This is a genomic window from Bradyrhizobium sp. CCBAU 53340 (assembly GCF_015291645.1).
GTDB lineage: Bacteria > Pseudomonadota > Alphaproteobacteria > Rhizobiales > Xanthobacteraceae > Bradyrhizobium.
The window spans coordinates 4481693-4495735 of sequence record NZ_CP030055.1 but is presented as its reverse complement, the minus strand read 5'-3'; the positions used below and the strand labels follow the sequence as shown (position 1 = coordinate 4495735).

Here is a 14043-nt window from a genome sequence, read left to right as displayed (position 1 = left end):
AGCCCGGCCTTCGTGCCGGGCTTTCTTTTTGGGCCGGCTCGGGTTCCGTGCGCGTACAATTTAAGAAAGTTCTTCGCCCGCAGATTTCATTGATCGTAAGATGTCTATTCAAAGCTGTAAGCATCCACTCGGGGCAGCGGGGCTACGGGAGGATGATGACGATGAGACAGAGCCAGGCGGAGTCGCGCCGCCAAAATGTCGCGAAGAAGTCGATGACCAAAGAGGCCAAGCAACTGACCGGCCTGATCGCCGGCTTGCGCAAATCTCTCGACGGCATCCACAAGGAGCGGACGAGCAAGAAGCTCACCGGCGCCGAGATGGGTATGCTCGACGAGCGTCGCAACAATTTGTTGCTCACCATTGCTGCCCTGGACGATCGCCTGTCGGCCGTGCAGGGTCTGATAGATCTCGGTCGGCCACATGTGATCCGCGTCCACTGAGCGCATCCCGGACGCAATCGGTTCCGTCGCGGCGGCGATGGGCCGGAGTCCGGCTGGCGGCTCTGGACCGCATGGGGGTTGGCATAGCATTGGCTCGGGCTGCCCGGAGGCGGTCGCGGCACATTGCGCCATCGACGTGAAGGCACAGTCGATCGTGCTGTCGTCGATGGTGTAGACCTCGGTGCAGGCCGGATAGCGCGGCGCAGGTCTGCGCGGCGCCAGGCATGACGGCCACCAAGCTCCCGGCTAGCAGAATCGCATTCCGGATGACGCATGATCGACCTTCGTCGCCCGACGGGAGTCGTCATCGGCACAATGCTGCCGCGGCCGGCACCAAATTGCCACGCTCCCGGCGAATTGCCGCCAAAGCCCGCTGCCACGACGAGGCGGGTGCAGGGCAACGCAAGGGGATGCGCATTGGCCTATAAGATGGTCGCAGAACGCGACAACGAGAAGTACAGTTTTGCCCGCGAGAGCCGATTGCTCATCGTGGCGAAGGCGAAGGTTTGGGCGAGCGAAGGATGGCGGGTCGTCATCACCGATCAGGACGGCAAGGCCTATGCGCCGCCGGAGTTCGATCGGTTGCTGGCAGCGTGATCGCAGGACGGGCTAGGGGACGACATTGAGATCGCTATTTCGACCGGGGCGCGAACTCCTCGCGCCTCTGGTGATTCTTGGGACCATTGCCGTGGCGCTGACGGCGCCGCTCGCCTCCGCGCAAAATCTCGATGCCGGCAAGTCGCCGGAGAAGCTCTTTGCTGACGGTTGCACGGCCTGTCATCGCAGCCCCCGGGGGCTCGCGAAGGGACGCATGAGCCTGACGCTCTCCTGGTTCTTGGCGGATCACTATTCGACCAGTTCCGATAGTGCCAAGGCGCTTGCGGCCTATCTGGTCTCGGTCGATACGCCGCCTCCCGCCGCTGCGGCCAAGCCTGGCGCAAAGCCATCCCGGTCCAAATCGCGTCCGCCCAAGCCTGCGCAGAGCCAGTAGGCGCCGATCCGGCTCTGGTCAGGCGCGCCGATAGGTCTGTTCGATCAGGCGGTCGTGGACGGCGCGCAAGTCGGCGTTCATGCGTGTCTGTCCCGTGGTGACGAAGGACAGCCAGGCGCCGTCGGCGGCGAGACGCACGATCTGGAGCTCTGGCGCCGCATCGGTGGTGCGGTGGCGTTTTAGGCGTGCCTTCATCCAGTCGTTCCAGAGCTTGCGCAGCGACGGATCAGTGACCACCACCATGCTCAGCGCCGCCCACGGCGTGGCGAAGCCGAAGGCCTTGCCGGTGAATACCGCATTCACATAAGCGCGGGTGAAGCTGCCCCGCGGTTTCGAATCCGCCTCGATGGCCGCGTCAATCTCGGCATCGACCCGGGCGAGCAGGTCGGCGAACAGGCCTTCGATGAGTGCCTGCTTGCTTCCGAAATGATGGAACAACCCACCCTTGGTGACGCCGGCCGCCGCTGCCACGGCCTGCACAGTGATGCCGGAGACGCCGTGGTCCAAGGCGATATCGGCCGCGCAGTCGAGCAGGGCGCGTCGCACCTGCTCGGGCTGCTTGGCGCGGGTGTAGGCGCTTGCCGGCATCAATGAGCCGTCGTCTGCGAGAACAGGTTGATGACCAAAACGCCCGAGACGATCAATCCGATGCCGACGAAGGCCGCGGCGTCCAGCATCTGGCGGAACAGCACGAAGGACACGGTGGCGGTCAGGATGATGCCGACCCCGCCCCAGATCGCATAGGCGATGCTGAGGGGGATCGCCCGGATTGCCACCGACAGCGCGTAGAACGAGGCAACGTAGAACAGCACCATCGCCATCGTCGGCCACGGCCGCGTGAACTGCGCGGACTGCTGCAAAAAGGCTGAAGCCGTCACTTCGAACACGATGGCGAGGGCAAGCGCGGCATAGGAGGTGAAAGCGGACGTCATGGCGATCTCGAGTGTGCGCGAGAAAGATACCGCGCGGTAGGTATGTTCAGCGCGCACAACATGGCTTTTGTCGGGAGCAAATATCACGTGTCAGTGACGGGCCTGCGACAAGTCGAACCCTCAGGATTTCCGCGGTCGACAGCACAAAACCGCCGCACGACGGATCGTGCGGCGGCTCCAGGATGTGCGATATGTTCGATGCGGCCCTAACTGATCCGCACGGACAGCTCGACATCCTCTGCGAAGGGGGTGGACATATAGCCGCTTCCGGCTGCGCGCACGCGCGCCAGATAATCGGGGCTGTCGTCCGCATTGTCGGCCACGATGATCGCGCCCGGCCTCAAACGGTCTTCGACCAGATCGAGGATCTCAGGATAGAGCGCCTTGGCGCCGTCGAGCAGCACGAGGTCGATCTGATCGGGCAGATCGGCGCTCAGCGTCTTCAGCGCATCGCCTTCGCGGATCTCGACGAGATCGATCAGGCCGCCGGCCGTAAGATTGTCTCGGGCCCGCGCCGCCTTGGACGGCTCGAACTCGCTGGTGATGAGACGGCCGCCGCCATTGTCGCGCAAGGCTGCGGCCAAATGCAGCGCCGAGATGCCGAACGAGGTGCCGAACTCGACGATCGTCCTGGCGCGAGAGCTGCGCGCCAGCATGTACAGCAGGTGGCCCGTCTCGCGCGAGACGGCGAGCGGCGCGTCCTTCAGGCGTGCGTAGAGGTCGCGGTAATCGGTCTTGCTTTGCATCATGCGGGTGCGCTCGGCGTCGGTCACATCTGCGAAGGCGGCTCGCAGCGCGCCGCGAGCAGCTTCGTCCCGGTCGAACAGACGATCCAGCAGCGGTGCAAGCGATGTCATTGTCGGGGTGGTCATTTGGTGCCTCCAGGTTCACGGCAGAGCGCATGCTTGCGCGCGAACTGAAATACGACTAATTCGTCGCGTTTCCTATTCGCATTACCCCGGAAGCGTTATGGCCGATCGTCGAAGTCGTTCAGTTTCCTCACGAAAACAGCCGCAACAGGCCCGCTCCAGCGAGCTCGTTGCGGCCATTCTCGATGCCGCGGTTCAGGTTCTGATGAAGGAGGGCGCACAACGCTTCACCACCGCGCGGGTGGCGGAGAGGGCCGGGGTCAGCGTCGGATCGCTCTACCAATATTTTCCGAACAAGGCGGCGATCCTGTTTCGCCTGCAAAGCGACGAATGGCGCAGCACGAGCGAGCTTCTGCGCGGCATTTTGGCTGATAGGACGCAGCCGCCTCTGGCGCGGCTGCGTGCACTGGTCCACGCCTTCATTCGCTCCGAATGCGAGGAGGCCGCGATCCGCGGCGCGCTGAGCGATGCCGCGCCGCTCTATCGCGATGCGCCCGAGGCGCAGGAGGCGCGCGCGGCGGGCGAGGGCATCGTCGCGGTTTTCATGCGCGAGGCGCTGCCAAAGGCCTCGGAGGCAACCCGCGAGCTCGCCGGGGAGCTGATCAAGACGACGCTGGCTGAGGTCGGCAAGCGGTTTTCGGAGACGCCGCGTAGCGAGGCGGAGATCTTGCGTCATGCCGACGGGTTGGCCGACATGTTTTGCGCTTATCTCGATGAGCTGGCACGACGCTGACGTCATTTCTGGCATCCGTGTTTGCGGCTGAATTTCGTTTCGCCGGCCGTAGGATCATGGGGTAGCCTTCCGTCGTCCCATCTTCCGCTCGGGTGCTGCGCCATGCATGTCCTTCGACCCCAGTTCCGCATCGAGGAGCAGCACGCGCTGGAATTTGCGGGCCGGCGCGGCTTCGGCGTGATCGTGGCGGCGGATGCGACAGGGCCGCGCGCTTCGCATGTGCCGTTCGTGCTGGCCGAACGCGACGGGCGCAGGATCGTGCAGATGCACTTCACGGCGAAGAATCCGCTGGTTGAGCTTGCCGACGGCGTCAGGCGCTTCCTGCTGATCGTCGCCGGCGACGATGCCTACATCTCCAATGATTGGTATTCGTCGCCCGACAACGTCTCGACCTGGCTCTACGAGGCGGTGCACCTGTCGGGCGTGGCGCATCTGCGCGGGCACGATGAGAACCGCGGCCATGGCGATGCGCTGCTCGCGGCGGCCGAGGCGCGGCTGCCCAAGCGGCCCTGGGATCTGGCGCAAATGGAGCCGGGCAAGCGCGACAGCATGCTGGCCGCGATCCGCGTCGTCGAGCTCGTGGTCGATCAGGTCGAGGGGCAGGCCAAGCTCAATCAGCACAAGAGTGACGCCGATCATGTCGTGGTCGCCGGTCAATTGGTGCGCTCGGAGGAGAGCGGACACCGGCGGCTGGCGCGGAAGATGCAAGCATTACGGCCTGGGCTCGACTACGACATTTCGTGATCGGGCTGCGCTTGCGCCGCGGCGCGATTGCTTTTACGGACCTCTGCATGCTCGTCATCTCCATCCAAAGCCAGGTGGTCCACGGCCATGTTGGCAACAGCGCGGCGGTCCACGCCATACAGGCAGAGGGGGTGAACGTCGCCGCCGTGCCGACGACGCTGCTGTCCAACCATCCGCGCTACCCGACCTTGCGCGGACGGGTGCTTGACGCCGAGCTGGTTGCCGATCTGCTGAAAGGCGTCGAGGAGCGCGATCTCGTCGATGAGGCGGCCGTGCTCGTGACCGGCTATCTCGGTTCGCCCGACAACGCCGCCGTCGTCGCCAATTTCGTCGAGCGTGCGCTGTCGCGCAATTCCAAGCTCGTCTATCTCTGCGATCCCGTCATCGGCGATGACGGTCGCGTCTATGTCGCCGACGGCATTCTGGATGTCGTGCGGCATCGGCTATTGCCGGCAGCGCACCTGATCACGCCGAACCAGTTCGAGCTCGAGCTGCTTTCCGGCGTCAAGATTGCAGACACAGATGGCCTGCGCGCTGCAGCGGCTGCGATTGCAGGGGCGCGCAGGATCGACATCGTCGCCACCGGTTGCACGCTCACCGACACGCCGGCGGGGCAGGTGGAAACGAATTTGTGCGCGGATGGGCAATTGTCGCGCTTTGCGACGCCGCTTCTGCCGATCCGGCCCTACGGTACCGGCGATCTCCTCACCGGCTTGATCGCCGCGCACCTCGCCAAGGGCACGGCCGTCGAGGCTGCGGTGCGGCTTGCGGTCGAGACCATCTTTGCAGTGCTCGTTCGCACCCAGCAGGCGGGATCTGCCGAGATGCGTCTTGTGCCGTTACCAACATCAGGCACGTGAGACCAAAGCGCGATGAGATTGGGATGAATCTCATCGCGCTTTAGGTTATTGTTTGAGCATGATCTTTTCGGAAAACCGCTTCGCACTTTTCCGGATCATGCTTTAGGTCACGTCGCCCGCTTCTTCGCAATAGATTGCGCAGATTTCTGCGGCTTTGCCGAGCTCCTCGGCTCACGCGAGCCTTGTGCCTTCGGCTGCTTGGCGCTGGCCGCGACGCGCGTCTTCTTCGGTCTGGTGTTGGCGGCGTCCTTGCGGTCGGTCGCCACGCCGCGCTTCGAGATATATTCCTGCCCGTCGATCGGACCGACATGCGGCGGGTCGTGGTCGAGATAGGGCCGGCCGATGCCGAGAGCCTTGCCGTTCGTATCGACCCACTTCCATAGCACTTCTGTCGAGGCCCAGCGCTGGGCACGGTTGTTACCCTGGGTGCTGACGATATCAGCGGCCATGCCGTGACCGTAGCCGCCGCGAAGACTACCGCCGTGATAGGAGCGGTTGGACGCCGCCTTCAAACCGCTCGCAATCTCCTGACGGTAGTCGTCGCGGAACGCGCTGGTGATTCCGGGCGAGAGGCCAGCTTCTTCCGCCGCGAGCAGCATGCGAAACAGCTTCTGCTTGAAGCCCTTGTCCATGCCGCCGATGACGTAATCCATCAACGGCATGTTGGCATGGTCGGCGGCCTTCGGATCCTTCCAGGCAAAATCCTCGTCGACGAGTTTTGTGAAGCTGCGCATCACCGTGACCATCTTGCCCTTGCGCTTGATGGTGACGGCACGGCGGTCCTCGACCTTGATCGAGTCTTCCTTCGGCGTGCGCTGATAGAGCGCCCAGAGATAGCGGTCGATGCAGGCGTCCATGACGAAGCATTCGTCGAGCACGGCCACGGTGTCGGCGGGGGGTGATGCCTTGCTTTCGGCGACCGGCCCGCTCGCGATAGCGGCGGGCGACAGCGCGTCCTGCGGCACGACGTCGCCGGAATCGGTGGATGCGAGCTTGACGGTGGGTTCGGCCGTCGGCTCGGCCGCAGCTTCACTCGCGACCGGAGCGGGTTGAGCGGCTTCGCTCGCGACGAGGGCGGGTTCGGGCGCAAGCTGAGGCGCGGGCGCAGCAGGCGGCACCATGTCGGTCGGATCGGCCGAGGCAAGCTTGATCGCGGGGGCGGGCGCCTCCGGCGTGGGGGCTTCGACCATCGCCACGCTCGGGGACGCCGCTGCGGCGGCCGCGATGTCGGCAGTCAGCGCGATGCCATCGTCAATCGTCGCCGCACGCGGGATGCCGGCAAGCGCGAGGTGCGTGAGATCTTTGGCGTGGGCGACGGCGGCGGCGTTGGCGCCACTATTTTCGATCAGGGCCGGGGCATAGGCAGAGAGGGAGAGCGCTAGCCAGCCGACCATCACGGCCGAGGGGCATGAGACCGCTACAAGAAGAGACCGCCGATCATTCATGATCCCTGCCTCCGAGGTTCATCAAGCGAACCAGATTGCACAGCCAAGCACGCGGCGCCTTCATTGTTCGGGGGACGATGTGGCAGTGCAATGGCGCATATTCCCCAAAATGGGCTTTTCAAACCAGTGTTGCCTCAGTGCAACGCCGGTTCCCGTTCAGTTCTGGCCATGCAAGGCGAGAAAAACCGGCAGAATCAGCTTCCGGATGAGCATCAAATTGAACGCTCCGGATTTACTCAATCTTGGATTGTGGTGAGGCATTCCTCGCGTGCCGGCAACGTCCGGTAGAATTGGGAAGGACATGCTTGTGAAATTGAAATGGCTCTTGTCTGAATTCGCGACCGATGAATCCGGTGCCACCGCGATCGAATACGGCTTGATCGCCGCAGGCATCGCGCTTGCGATCATCGAGATTATTTATGCGCTGGGCAATAACCTTGTCGCAAAGCTGCAATCGCTGGCGACCGCGCTGAAGTAAGGGCGTCGTGCGGCATTCTGCCTGAAACATCGAGGCAACTTTGCCGTTCCGGCCGCGTTGCTTGGCCATGACGCATTCCTCGCTGCGCCCCATGGACGCCTTCGACCCCACCGAGCCCGCCATCCTGCATGATCGTGTTTCCGGCACGATCATCACCTGGACGGCGGATCAGGCTGATGATTATCGCCGGGCCAGCCAGGCGCGCGATGATGGAACCGTGGCCTGGAAAGCCTACATTTTTGACGGCTGGGGCAATGTCCTGGGCGGGTGATCCGCCTTGGCGGGATTCCTCCAAGCCACTGGGCGCGTTAAACATATTGCCATGCGCAGTGCGCGTTGTTGCGTTGCGGCAATGCATGTCGCAACGCAGCAAATCAGGCTTACATGGGCTCCGAACTTCTCTTTGGAGCATCACCATGAACAAGAAGACTTTGTCGATCGCAGCCATTGTTCTCGCTGTTGCGGGCTCGACTGCCACCTTCGCCGCCGAACTGCCGACCTATGAGGCCAATGGCATTCCGGCCTCGCCCGTGCAGGTCAGCGTGCTTGGCGCAGCCCATGTCGAGCAGCAGGTGACGGCGCCCGCTACCAGCGTGACGGCGCTCCAGGTCAGCGTGCTCACGCCGCGCAAGGTGAAGACCGCGAACGTGACCACGGGCTCCGCCCGCTAAGCTGCGATCGCGCCGGGCCGAGGGATCGGCGCCGAGGCTTTCACGACGTCATGGCCGGGCTTGTCCCGGCCATTTTTTTGCGTGTCGCGCACGGCCCATCTCTTGTTGTGCATTGATGCGCTGCCTGAGAAGCCATTGGCAGAAAAAGTCTCGTCACGCGCGACTTGTGTGCCGCGGCCGAGAGCGAGTGTGATCTCCTTAACAGTTGTTCTGCCGATCAAGGTGCTTGATGCGCGCGCCGCGTATTGGCGGCCAAGAATCGTTTTTGAAAATGGAGATTGTTATGCCCGTTGCGCTAAAAGCTGTTGTCGTTGCCACGTCGCCGCGCCGGTTCATCGTCCGGCATCTTGCATTGTTTGCTGCCGCCGCACTGTTCGTATTCGTGCTGAGCCTGACCTACGGGCTCGATCTCAGTCCCGGCTTCTTCTGAGCGATTACGCTCTCCGCACAGCTCGCAGGCGCGATGGCGAACGGCCATAGAGTTCGGCGAAGGCGGCGTTGAAACGGCGCAGGCTGCCGAAGCCCGACTGGAATGCAATCTCTGTCATGGTGTGATCGCCGGCGTCGAGCAGACGTTTGGCGCGCTGGACGCGAAGCGTCTTGGCAAGCTGCTGCGGCGTCGCTCCGACATGACGCTCGAACAGCCGCGCCAGATGGCGCGATGAGATGCCGAGCCGCGCGGCCAGCGTTACCACGCTATCCTCGTCGAGCGCGCCAGCATTGATGAGCTTCACTGCGCGTGCAACGGTCGAGCGCGTGCCGTTCCAGGCCGGACAGAACGGCGCGGTCTCGGGCCGGCAACGCAGGCAAGGCCTGAATCCGGCCGCCTCGGCCGCAGCTGCCGTCGGATAATAGGCGACGTTGCGCGTCAGCGGGTGTTTGGCCGGGCACACCGGACGGCAATAGATCCCCGTCGTCTTCACCGCCGTGAAGAAGCGGCCGTCATAGGCGGGATCACGGCGCAGCCGCGCGGCGTTGCAGGTCTCGAAACTCAGCATGGACAAATGATAGCGCATGCCGGCGCGGACGGAAGGGCTGGGGGATGACCGAGTCCGATTGTGGCGAGCCGCATGATGCGTCGCGGCCTAGAACGCGGCCCTCACGCCAATGCAAGTCGAGGGAGCGCAACATGACTGGCCCGAAGGACATCGTACTCAACGCCTGGAAAACCTTTTCGTCGCGCGATGCGGATCGCATTGCGGCGCTGTTCACCGACGATGCCGCGTGGATCGCGCCGAAGGGCAACGCCACGGCGGTTGCGCTCGATCACACCGACCACATGGTCGGGGCGAAGCAGATCGCGCGCTTCATCGCGCAGGAGATGCACAAGATGTTTTCCGGAATCAATATCGCCTTCCGTGGGGTCTATGCGGACGGCGACACCGTGATCGTGGAAGAGCGGATGTGCGCGACGCTGCCCGGTGGCAGGCCTTACGAGAACGACTATTGCTTCGTGTTCACCCTGGCCGGCGACCGCATCCGCGAGGTGCGGGAATACATGGACACGCGCAAGGGATGGCACATGGTGTTTGGCAACGACGCCTGATGCGCCGGTCTCGCATTCTCCGCCGCGGGCCAGCCCTGCAGCCGCATGGGTTGAGCCGATGCACACAGTGACATAAGGCTTGGGCATGGATCAGCGGACGAGCGGCGCTGGCGCTCTCACTCAAGCCAACGATGCGACGAGGCAGGCGCTGCTCGGTGTCCTCGCGGGGCTGTCGGCCGCGCTGTTCTGGGCGCTGGGCTTTGCCGGCACGCGGCATGGGCTGAAAATCGGCTTCACGCCGGTCGATCTTCTGGTGCATCGCTATGTCTGGTCGGGCATCGCCTTCCTGCCGCTGGTCGCGCGCGCCGGGATCTCGGATCTCTGCGGCATCGGCTGGGGACGGGGCCTTGCGCTGATGGTGCTTGGCGGCCCCGTGATGTCGCTGATCTCATACACCGGGTTCCTGTTCGTGCCGCTCGGCCATGGCAGCGTGATCCAGCCCTCCTGCGCCACGCTCGGCGGGCTGTTGCTGGCGGCCCTGGTCCTGAAGGAACGCATCTCGGCCTCGCGGCTCGCAGGCGCGATCGTCATCGTCGCCGGGCTCGGCGTGATCGGCGCGGAATCGATCGGCCATATCGGCATCGACGGCGTGCAGGGCGATCTGATCTTCGTGCTGACCGGTCTGATGTTCGCAGGCTTCAGCGCGCTGCTGCGGCACTGGCGCGTCGCGGCGGTGTCGGCCGCGCTCGTCATCAACGTGCTGTCGCTGCTGCTGCTGCCGATCTACATCGCCACTGTCGGCCTTGCCCACATCGCCGCGATCGGTCTCACCGAGAATGCGATCCAGGCACTGGCACAGGGCGTGCTCGCAGGGCCCGCCGCGCTCTATCTGTTCGCGGTCTCGGTACAGCGCCTCGGCGTCGCGCGCGCGGCGGTGTTCCCGGCCTGCGTGCCGGCGCTGACCGTGCTCACCGGATGGCTGCTGCTCGGCGAGCCGCCGACGATGCTGCAGGCCGCAGGCCTCGTGACGGTGCTGTGCGGATTCTACCTCGCGCAAAGGCAGAGCTAGAACGCGCCTCCGCTAGCTGCCCTTCGCCGCCGGGCTGCACGTGACGGTGCAGCTGTTGAAATCGCAGACCAGGAGCTGCTTGGATGCGGCAAGTTACCACAGGGGAGGTGAGGCGCTTGTGAAGCGCCTCACAGGCAGCCGTGCCCTTGCGCGGGTGCCAACGCAAACCGCGAAAACAACCCCATGCACAGTAGAAATGCCTGCGCTCTTTTCGATTTCTGATATTCGGAATAAATCTTGACCCGTCGGGCAAAACAGGCGCATGATGTGATGGTGGACGGCTGCGCGGATCCGCCGGGTCAGCCGCCGACCCGAAAAAGCCCGGGCCTCACGCCTTCTTCACGAACTCCGATTTCAGGTTCATGGCGCCGATGCCGTCGATCTTGCAAGCGATGTTGTGGCCGTCGGTTGCCTCCTGCAGGCGGATGTTGCGGACCTTGGTGCCGCCCTTGACGACCGACGATGAGCCCTTGACCTTGAGGTCCTTCATCACGATGACGCTGTCGCCGTCGGTGAGCAGATTGCCATGGGCATCGCGCACGCCCGCCTCCTGCGGCGCAGGCGCAGCTGCATCGCCCGCAGCGCTCCATTCATGGGCGCATTCCGGGCACACCCAGAGATCGCGATCCTGGTAGGCGTGCTCCGATTGGCAGTTGGGGCATTTGGTGGCGTCAGTCATGATGGTCTCGATCTCGGAGCTGAGAAAAGGAAAGTGGCGGGGCGTCAGCGCAACAACGCGACGAAGATCACGTAGAGCCAGCCCAGGATCCCGTGGATGATCGCCCACAGGATGGAGTGGTTGTTGGTGTAGGAGATTGCGATGGCGAGCGCCGAGCCGAAGCCGACACCGTATTTCGCGCCCTCGACGCGGACGCCGTAATAGCGATCGCCGTTCATGGTGGTGGTCCTTCCCGCAAGATTGCGCGCCATCTCTTCCTATGCGCATCGCCCCGGCCCCTTGACTCAGATCAATCGGCCGCAACGCGCGCCGGGTACGCTTATCAAGTCAATGAAGCGAAGGCGAGGTCGGAGTGATGTCGCGCAGCGTCCGAATTTATGTCGGCCTTGCCATCCTGGTTGCGTTGTCGGTGCTGTTTCTGTTCAGCGTCGTCCACACCGCGGCCGGTGCATCCAGGTCCCAGCGCAAGGTCGCGGAAGGACATCGCCTCGCGCAGGCCTGGTGTCAACCCTGCCACGCCGTCGAGCCGCACATGACCGGTTTCTTCGACCTCGCACCGAGCTTCCAGGCCATCGCCGACCGCAACGGCACCACTGCGCTCTCGCTCAGGGTGTTCTGGAGGACCAGCCACCAGGACATGCCGAACCTCGTGATCACGCCCGATCAGGCCGATGTGCTGTCGGAGTACATTTTGAGCCTGCGAGGCAATTGACGAGGCCGTCGACGGCATCAAAACCCTCCATGAAGCGCGCCGTCCCCGAGACGCGGATCGAGCTGCCTTTGCTCTCGCCGATTTCCGCGCGGATCAGCGAGCGTGCGCCCATGTCCTCTCCCTGGACGATGTCGATGGCGCCGCCATGGGGCCAGCCGATGTCGCGTAAGTAGCCGGCAAACGCGGCGGCGGCCGCGCCCGTTGCGGGATCCTCGACCACGCCGCCGGCGGCAAAGGCGTTGCGCACATGAAACAGCCGCGGCGTTTCCACAGTCACCAGCATGATGGTGACGAGGCCCGCTTGCTCCATCAGGGCGCGGCCTCGTTCGAAATCATAGGCCATGCGCGCAAGCAGCTCGCGCGACCGCAGGCCGAGCAGCGCATGATCGGCGCCGCCATGGATTTTCGCGGGCGGTAGCATTGGGTCGAGATCAGAGCTCGCATAGCCGAACAGGTCCAGCAAGGCATCGCGCAAGCCGGCGTCGAGCGGGGCGCTGCGGGTCGGCGGCGATTGCAGCGCGGCTGCGATGGTGCTGCCGTCGCGTCGCCCGGACACGGAAATGACGGAAGCGTTCAGCTGCAGTTCGAAGCTGCGATCACCGAAGCGATGCGCGAGCGCCGCGCCAAGCGCGATGGTGGCATGGCCGCAGAACGGCACCTCCATCGCCGGCGAGAAATAGCGGACACGCCAGGCCTCGCCATCAGGCGCGGCAAAGGCGGTCTCGGAAAAGCCGATTTCGGCCGCGATCGCCTGCATCGCGGCGGCATCGGGCAGGGCATCGCCGATCCAGACCCCGGCGGGATTGCCGCCCCTGATGCCGTCGGAGAAGGCGGAGATGCGGAGGACTGACATGGGGTAATTCCTGGCGTTGCGAGGGCTTCGTAGGGTGGGCAAAGCGACTTGTCCGCCATAGCTCGAAGAGCGACGGCGGAAAGCGTGCCCACGCATTGTTGGCGACCGAGGGAGAGCGTGGGCACGGCGCTTTGCGCCTTTGCCCACCCTACGGCACTCCATTTCGGGGGCAAGCCTCGCATAAGCCGGCCCTGCAATAACGGAATCCACTCGAAGCCTGAGGAGATTCCACCATGCCGATCGCGGGGCAAAAGCTGGCCTTTGTCATGACGTCGTCCAGCCATGGCACGATGATTGTCAACCGGTTCGACTATCGCATGGTCGCTCCCGACCGCGGCTATGGCGTCGGCTACCAGATCCTGGAAGCGGCCGCCTTCGATCCGGGCGAGGTCAAGATCGCGCTCGAACTCCTGAGCCTGCGGCGCAAGCATCGCGGCGACGGCGTGATCGCGATTGACTGCGGCGCCAATATCGGCGTGCACACCATCGAATGGGCATCCGCGATGACGGGCTGGGGCTCGGTGATCGCCATCGAGGCGCAGGAGCGGATCTATTATGCGCTGGCCGGCAATATCGCCATCAACAACTGCTTCAATGCGCTCGCCGTGCATGCGGCGGTGTCGTCGGAGGCAGGCACGATGCAGGTGCCCAATCCGAACTATTTCACGCCGTCCAGCTTCGGCAGCCTGGAGCTGCGGCCGCGCCCGAGCAACGAATTCATCGGCCAGCAGATCGACTACACCAACAACACGGTGCTCGTGCGCAAGATGACGCTGGACGAGCTCAACCTGCCGCGGGTCGATTTCATCAAGATCGACATCGAGGGCATGGAGATGGAGGCGCTGGCCGGCGCGCAGGCGACGATCAGGGCTCATCGCCCCATGCTGCTGATCGAGAAGATCAAGTCCGATCCGCGGCAGCTCGAGCAATGGCTCGTGGACAACGGCTATCAGCTGATGGCGCTCGGCATCAACATTCTCGCCATTCATCAGAGCGATACGTGCCTTAAGGAGATCAATCCGCCGCAAGGCGCGGCCCGCCAGCCCCACGCGGCGTAAGCTAGCGAGCCGCCCGCCAGCGG

General features: G+C 64.1%; 21 protein-coding genes and 1 pseudogene. 14 read left to right on the top strand and 8 right to left on the bottom strand.

All coding sequences use genetic code 11. From position 1 onward, the window contains the following. The first annotated feature begins 161 nt into the window (after positions 1-161). The 3 genes from XH89_RS21420 to XH89_RS21410 all read left to right on the top strand — a co-directional run bounded on the left by XH89_RS21420 (position 162) and on the right by XH89_RS21410 (position 1431). Positions 162-440 carry a hypothetical protein gene (locus tag XH89_RS21420; RefSeq protein ID WP_194462415.1) on the top strand — a complete coding sequence of 93 codons (279 nt, stop codon included), beginning with the start codon at positions 162-164 and terminating at the stop codon, positions 438-440. Between the two features lie 273 nt (positions 441-713). Then, complete coding sequence (locus XH89_RS41330) at positions 714-1037, top strand: hypothetical protein (RefSeq protein ID WP_246767577.1); 324 nt, start codon at positions 714-716, stop codon at positions 1035-1037. A gap of 85 nt (positions 1038-1122) precedes the next feature. Continuing rightward, positions 1123-1431, top strand: a complete 309-nt coding sequence (locus tag XH89_RS21410) for a hypothetical protein (RefSeq protein ID WP_246767896.1) — start codon at positions 1123-1125, stop codon at positions 1429-1431. Between the two features lie 18 nt (positions 1432-1449). On the opposite strand, the gene XH89_RS21405 is transcribed toward XH89_RS21410, so the two are convergent. From XH89_RS21405 to XH89_RS21395, 3 genes are all read right to left on the bottom strand, one after another. Then, the gene (locus tag XH89_RS21405) at positions 1450-2019 is read right to left on the bottom strand and encodes a TetR/AcrR family transcriptional regulator (RefSeq protein ID WP_194462414.1); all 570 of its coding nucleotides are present in this window, start codon (positions 2017-2019) and stop codon (positions 1450-1452) included. After that, positions 2019-2363 (bottom strand): multidrug efflux SMR transporter, encoded by a 345-nt coding sequence (locus XH89_RS21400; protein WP_194462413.1) that lies wholly within the window; start codon positions 2361-2363, stop codon positions 2019-2021. The genes XH89_RS21405 and XH89_RS21400 overlap by 1 nt, the downstream gene beginning before the upstream one ends. A gap of 206 nt (positions 2364-2569) precedes the next feature. Next, positions 2570-3235 (bottom strand): O-methyltransferase, encoded by a 666-nt coding sequence (locus XH89_RS21395; protein WP_194462412.1) that lies wholly within the window; start codon positions 3233-3235, stop codon positions 2570-2572. 97 nt (positions 3236-3332) lie between these two features. On the opposite strand from XH89_RS21395, the gene XH89_RS21390 reads away from it, so the two are divergent. The 3 genes from XH89_RS21390 (at position 3333) to pdxY (ending at position 5569) form a co-directional block, all read left to right on the top strand. Continuing rightward, positions 3333-3965 (top strand): TetR family transcriptional regulator, encoded by a 633-nt coding sequence (locus XH89_RS21390; protein ID WP_194462411.1) that lies wholly within the window; start codon positions 3333-3335, stop codon positions 3963-3965. A 102-nt stretch (positions 3966-4067) separates the two neighbouring features. Next, on the top strand, positions 4068-4709 hold the full coding sequence (locus XH89_RS21385) for an FMN-binding negative transcriptional regulator (RefSeq protein ID WP_194462410.1): 642 nt from the start codon (positions 4068-4070) through the stop codon (positions 4707-4709). 47 nt (positions 4710-4756) lie between these two features. Further along, on the top strand, positions 4757-5569 hold the full coding sequence (gene pdxY, locus XH89_RS21380; RefSeq protein WP_194462409.1) for a pyridoxal kinase: 813 nt from the start codon (positions 4757-4759) through the stop codon (positions 5567-5569). Positions 5570-5676: 107 nt separating this feature from the next. On the opposite strand, the gene XH89_RS21375 is transcribed toward pdxY, so the two are convergent. After that, on the bottom strand, positions 5677-7014 hold the full coding sequence (locus tag XH89_RS21375) for a hypothetical protein (RefSeq protein WP_194462408.1): 1338 nt from the start codon (positions 7012-7014) through the stop codon (positions 5677-5679). Between the two features lie 313 nt (positions 7015-7327). On the opposite strand from XH89_RS21375, the gene XH89_RS21370 reads away from it, so the two are divergent. The 4 genes from XH89_RS21370 (at position 7328) to XH89_RS21355 (ending at position 8593) form a co-directional block, all read left to right on the top strand. Further along, positions 7328-7492, top strand: coding sequence for a Flp family type IVb pilin (locus XH89_RS21370; RefSeq protein WP_194468566.1), 165 nt, complete (start codon positions 7328-7330; stop codon positions 7490-7492). Between the two features lie 91 nt (positions 7493-7583). Next, positions 7584-7763 (top strand): hypothetical protein, encoded by a 180-nt coding sequence (locus tag XH89_RS21365; RefSeq protein WP_246767576.1) that lies wholly within the window; start codon positions 7584-7586, stop codon positions 7761-7763. A 145-nt stretch (positions 7764-7908) separates the two neighbouring features. Continuing rightward, positions 7909-8163, top strand: coding sequence for a hypothetical protein (locus XH89_RS21360; protein ID WP_194462407.1), 255 nt, complete (start codon positions 7909-7911; stop codon positions 8161-8163). Positions 8164-8392: 229 nt separating this feature from the next. Next, a complete protein-coding gene (locus XH89_RS21355; RefSeq protein ID WP_194468742.1) occupies positions 8393-8593 on the top strand; it encodes a hypothetical protein in 201 nt (66 codons plus the stop codon). 4 nt (positions 8594-8597) lie between these two features. Here XH89_RS21355 and XH89_RS21350 read toward each other — a convergent pair whose 3' ends face one another. Beyond that, a complete protein-coding gene (locus tag XH89_RS21350; RefSeq protein ID WP_194462406.1) occupies positions 8598-9161 on the bottom strand; it encodes a bifunctional transcriptional activator/DNA repair enzyme AdaA in 564 nt (187 codons plus the stop codon). Between the two features lie 131 nt (positions 9162-9292). Between XH89_RS21350 and XH89_RS21345 the strand changes: the two genes are divergently transcribed. Together XH89_RS21345 and XH89_RS21340 are read left to right on the top strand one after the other, a co-directional pair. Then, positions 9293-9709, top strand: a complete 417-nt coding sequence (locus XH89_RS21345; RefSeq protein ID WP_246767575.1) for a nuclear transport factor 2 family protein — start codon at positions 9293-9295, stop codon at positions 9707-9709. Positions 9710-9794: 85 nt separating this feature from the next. Next, complete coding sequence (locus tag XH89_RS21340; protein ID WP_194462404.1) at positions 9795-10718, top strand: DMT family transporter; 924 nt, start codon at positions 9795-9797, stop codon at positions 10716-10718. A gap of 328 nt (positions 10719-11046) precedes the next feature. On the opposite strand, the gene XH89_RS21335 is transcribed toward XH89_RS21340, so the two are convergent. Beyond that, positions 11047-11397 carry a zinc ribbon domain-containing protein YjdM gene (locus XH89_RS21335; RefSeq protein WP_194462403.1) on the bottom strand — a complete coding sequence of 117 codons (351 nt, stop codon included), beginning with the start codon at positions 11395-11397 and terminating at the stop codon, positions 11047-11049. Between the two features lie 44 nt (positions 11398-11441). Beyond that, positions 11442-11648, bottom strand: coding sequence for a hypothetical protein (locus XH89_RS21330; protein WP_194468741.1), 207 nt, complete (start codon positions 11646-11648; stop codon positions 11442-11444). A gap of 104 nt (positions 11649-11752) precedes the next feature. Here XH89_RS21330 and XH89_RS21325 point away from each other — a divergent pair, with 104 nt between their 5' ends. After that, positions 11753-12109, top strand: a complete 357-nt coding sequence (locus XH89_RS21325; RefSeq protein ID WP_194462402.1) for a cytochrome c — start codon at positions 11753-11755, stop codon at positions 12107-12109. 25 nt (positions 12110-12134) lie between these two features. Here XH89_RS21325 and XH89_RS21320 read toward each other — a convergent pair. Next, positions 12135-12962, bottom strand: a pseudogene (locus XH89_RS21320) (PhzF family phenazine biosynthesis protein); the annotation flags it as partial. Between the two features lie 233 nt (positions 12963-13195). Between XH89_RS21320 and XH89_RS21315 the strand changes: the two are divergent. After that, a complete protein-coding gene (locus tag XH89_RS21315; RefSeq protein WP_194462400.1) occupies positions 13196-14020 on the top strand; it encodes an FkbM family methyltransferase in 825 nt (274 codons plus the stop codon). The last annotated feature ends 23 nt before the right edge of the window (positions 14021-14043 follow it).

Bases quoted from the DNA above. Each gene is read 5' to 3' on its own strand.
- XH89_RS21375 (WP_194462408.1), bottom strand. From the start codon at position 7,014: ATGAATGATCGGCGGTCTCTTCTTGTAGCGGTCTCATGCCCCTCGGCC.
- XH89_RS41330 (WP_246767577.1), top strand. From the start codon at position 714: ATGATCGACCTTCGTCGCCCGACGGGAGTCGTCATCGGCACAATGCTG.
- XH89_RS21395 (WP_194462412.1), bottom strand. From the start codon at position 3,235: ATGACCACCCCGACAATGACATCGCTTGCACCGCTGCTGGATCGTCTG.
- XH89_RS21330 (WP_194468741.1), bottom strand. From the start codon at position 11,648: ATGGCGCGCAATCTTGCGGGAAGGACCACCACCATGAACGGCGATCGC.
- XH89_RS21355 (WP_194468742.1), top strand. From the start codon at position 8,393: ATGCGCGCGCCGCGTATTGGCGGCCAAGAATCGTTTTTGAAAATGGAG.
- XH89_RS21345 (WP_246767575.1), top strand. From the start codon at position 9,293: ATGACTGGCCCGAAGGACATCGTACTCAACGCCTGGAAAACCTTTTCG.
- pdxY (WP_194462409.1), top strand. From the start codon at position 4,757: ATGCTCGTCATCTCCATCCAAAGCCAGGTGGTCCACGGCCATGTTGGC.
- XH89_RS21315 (WP_194462400.1), top strand. From the start codon at position 13,196: ATGCCGATCGCGGGGCAAAAGCTGGCCTTTGTCATGACGTCGTCCAGC.
- XH89_RS21390 (WP_194462411.1), top strand. From the start codon at position 3,333: ATGGCCGATCGTCGAAGTCGTTCAGTTTCCTCACGAAAACAGCCGCAA.
- XH89_RS21325 (WP_194462402.1), top strand. From the start codon at position 11,753: ATGTCGCGCAGCGTCCGAATTTATGTCGGCCTTGCCATCCTGGTTGCG.
- XH89_RS21360 (WP_194462407.1), top strand. From the start codon at position 7,909: ATGAACAAGAAGACTTTGTCGATCGCAGCCATTGTTCTCGCTGTTGCG.
- XH89_RS21350 (WP_194462406.1), bottom strand. From the start codon at position 9,161: ATGCTGAGTTTCGAGACCTGCAACGCCGCGCGGCTGCGCCGTGATCCC.
- XH89_RS21420 (WP_194462415.1), top strand. From the start codon at position 162: ATGAGACAGAGCCAGGCGGAGTCGCGCCGCCAAAATGTCGCGAAGAAG.
- XH89_RS21385 (WP_194462410.1), top strand. From the start codon at position 4,068: ATGCATGTCCTTCGACCCCAGTTCCGCATCGAGGAGCAGCACGCGCTG.
- XH89_RS21400 (WP_194462413.1), bottom strand. From the start codon at position 2,363: ATGACGTCCGCTTTCACCTCCTATGCCGCGCTTGCCCTCGCCATCGTG.
- XH89_RS21335 (WP_194462403.1), bottom strand. From the start codon at position 11,397: ATGACTGACGCCACCAAATGCCCCAACTGCCAATCGGAGCACGCCTAC.
- XH89_RS21340 (WP_194462404.1), top strand. From the start codon at position 9,795: ATGGATCAGCGGACGAGCGGCGCTGGCGCTCTCACTCAAGCCAACGAT.
- XH89_RS21365 (WP_246767576.1), top strand. From the start codon at position 7,584: ATGGACGCCTTCGACCCCACCGAGCCCGCCATCCTGCATGATCGTGTT.
- XH89_RS21405 (WP_194462414.1), bottom strand. From the start codon at position 2,019: ATGCCGGCAAGCGCCTACACCCGCGCCAAGCAGCCCGAGCAGGTGCGA.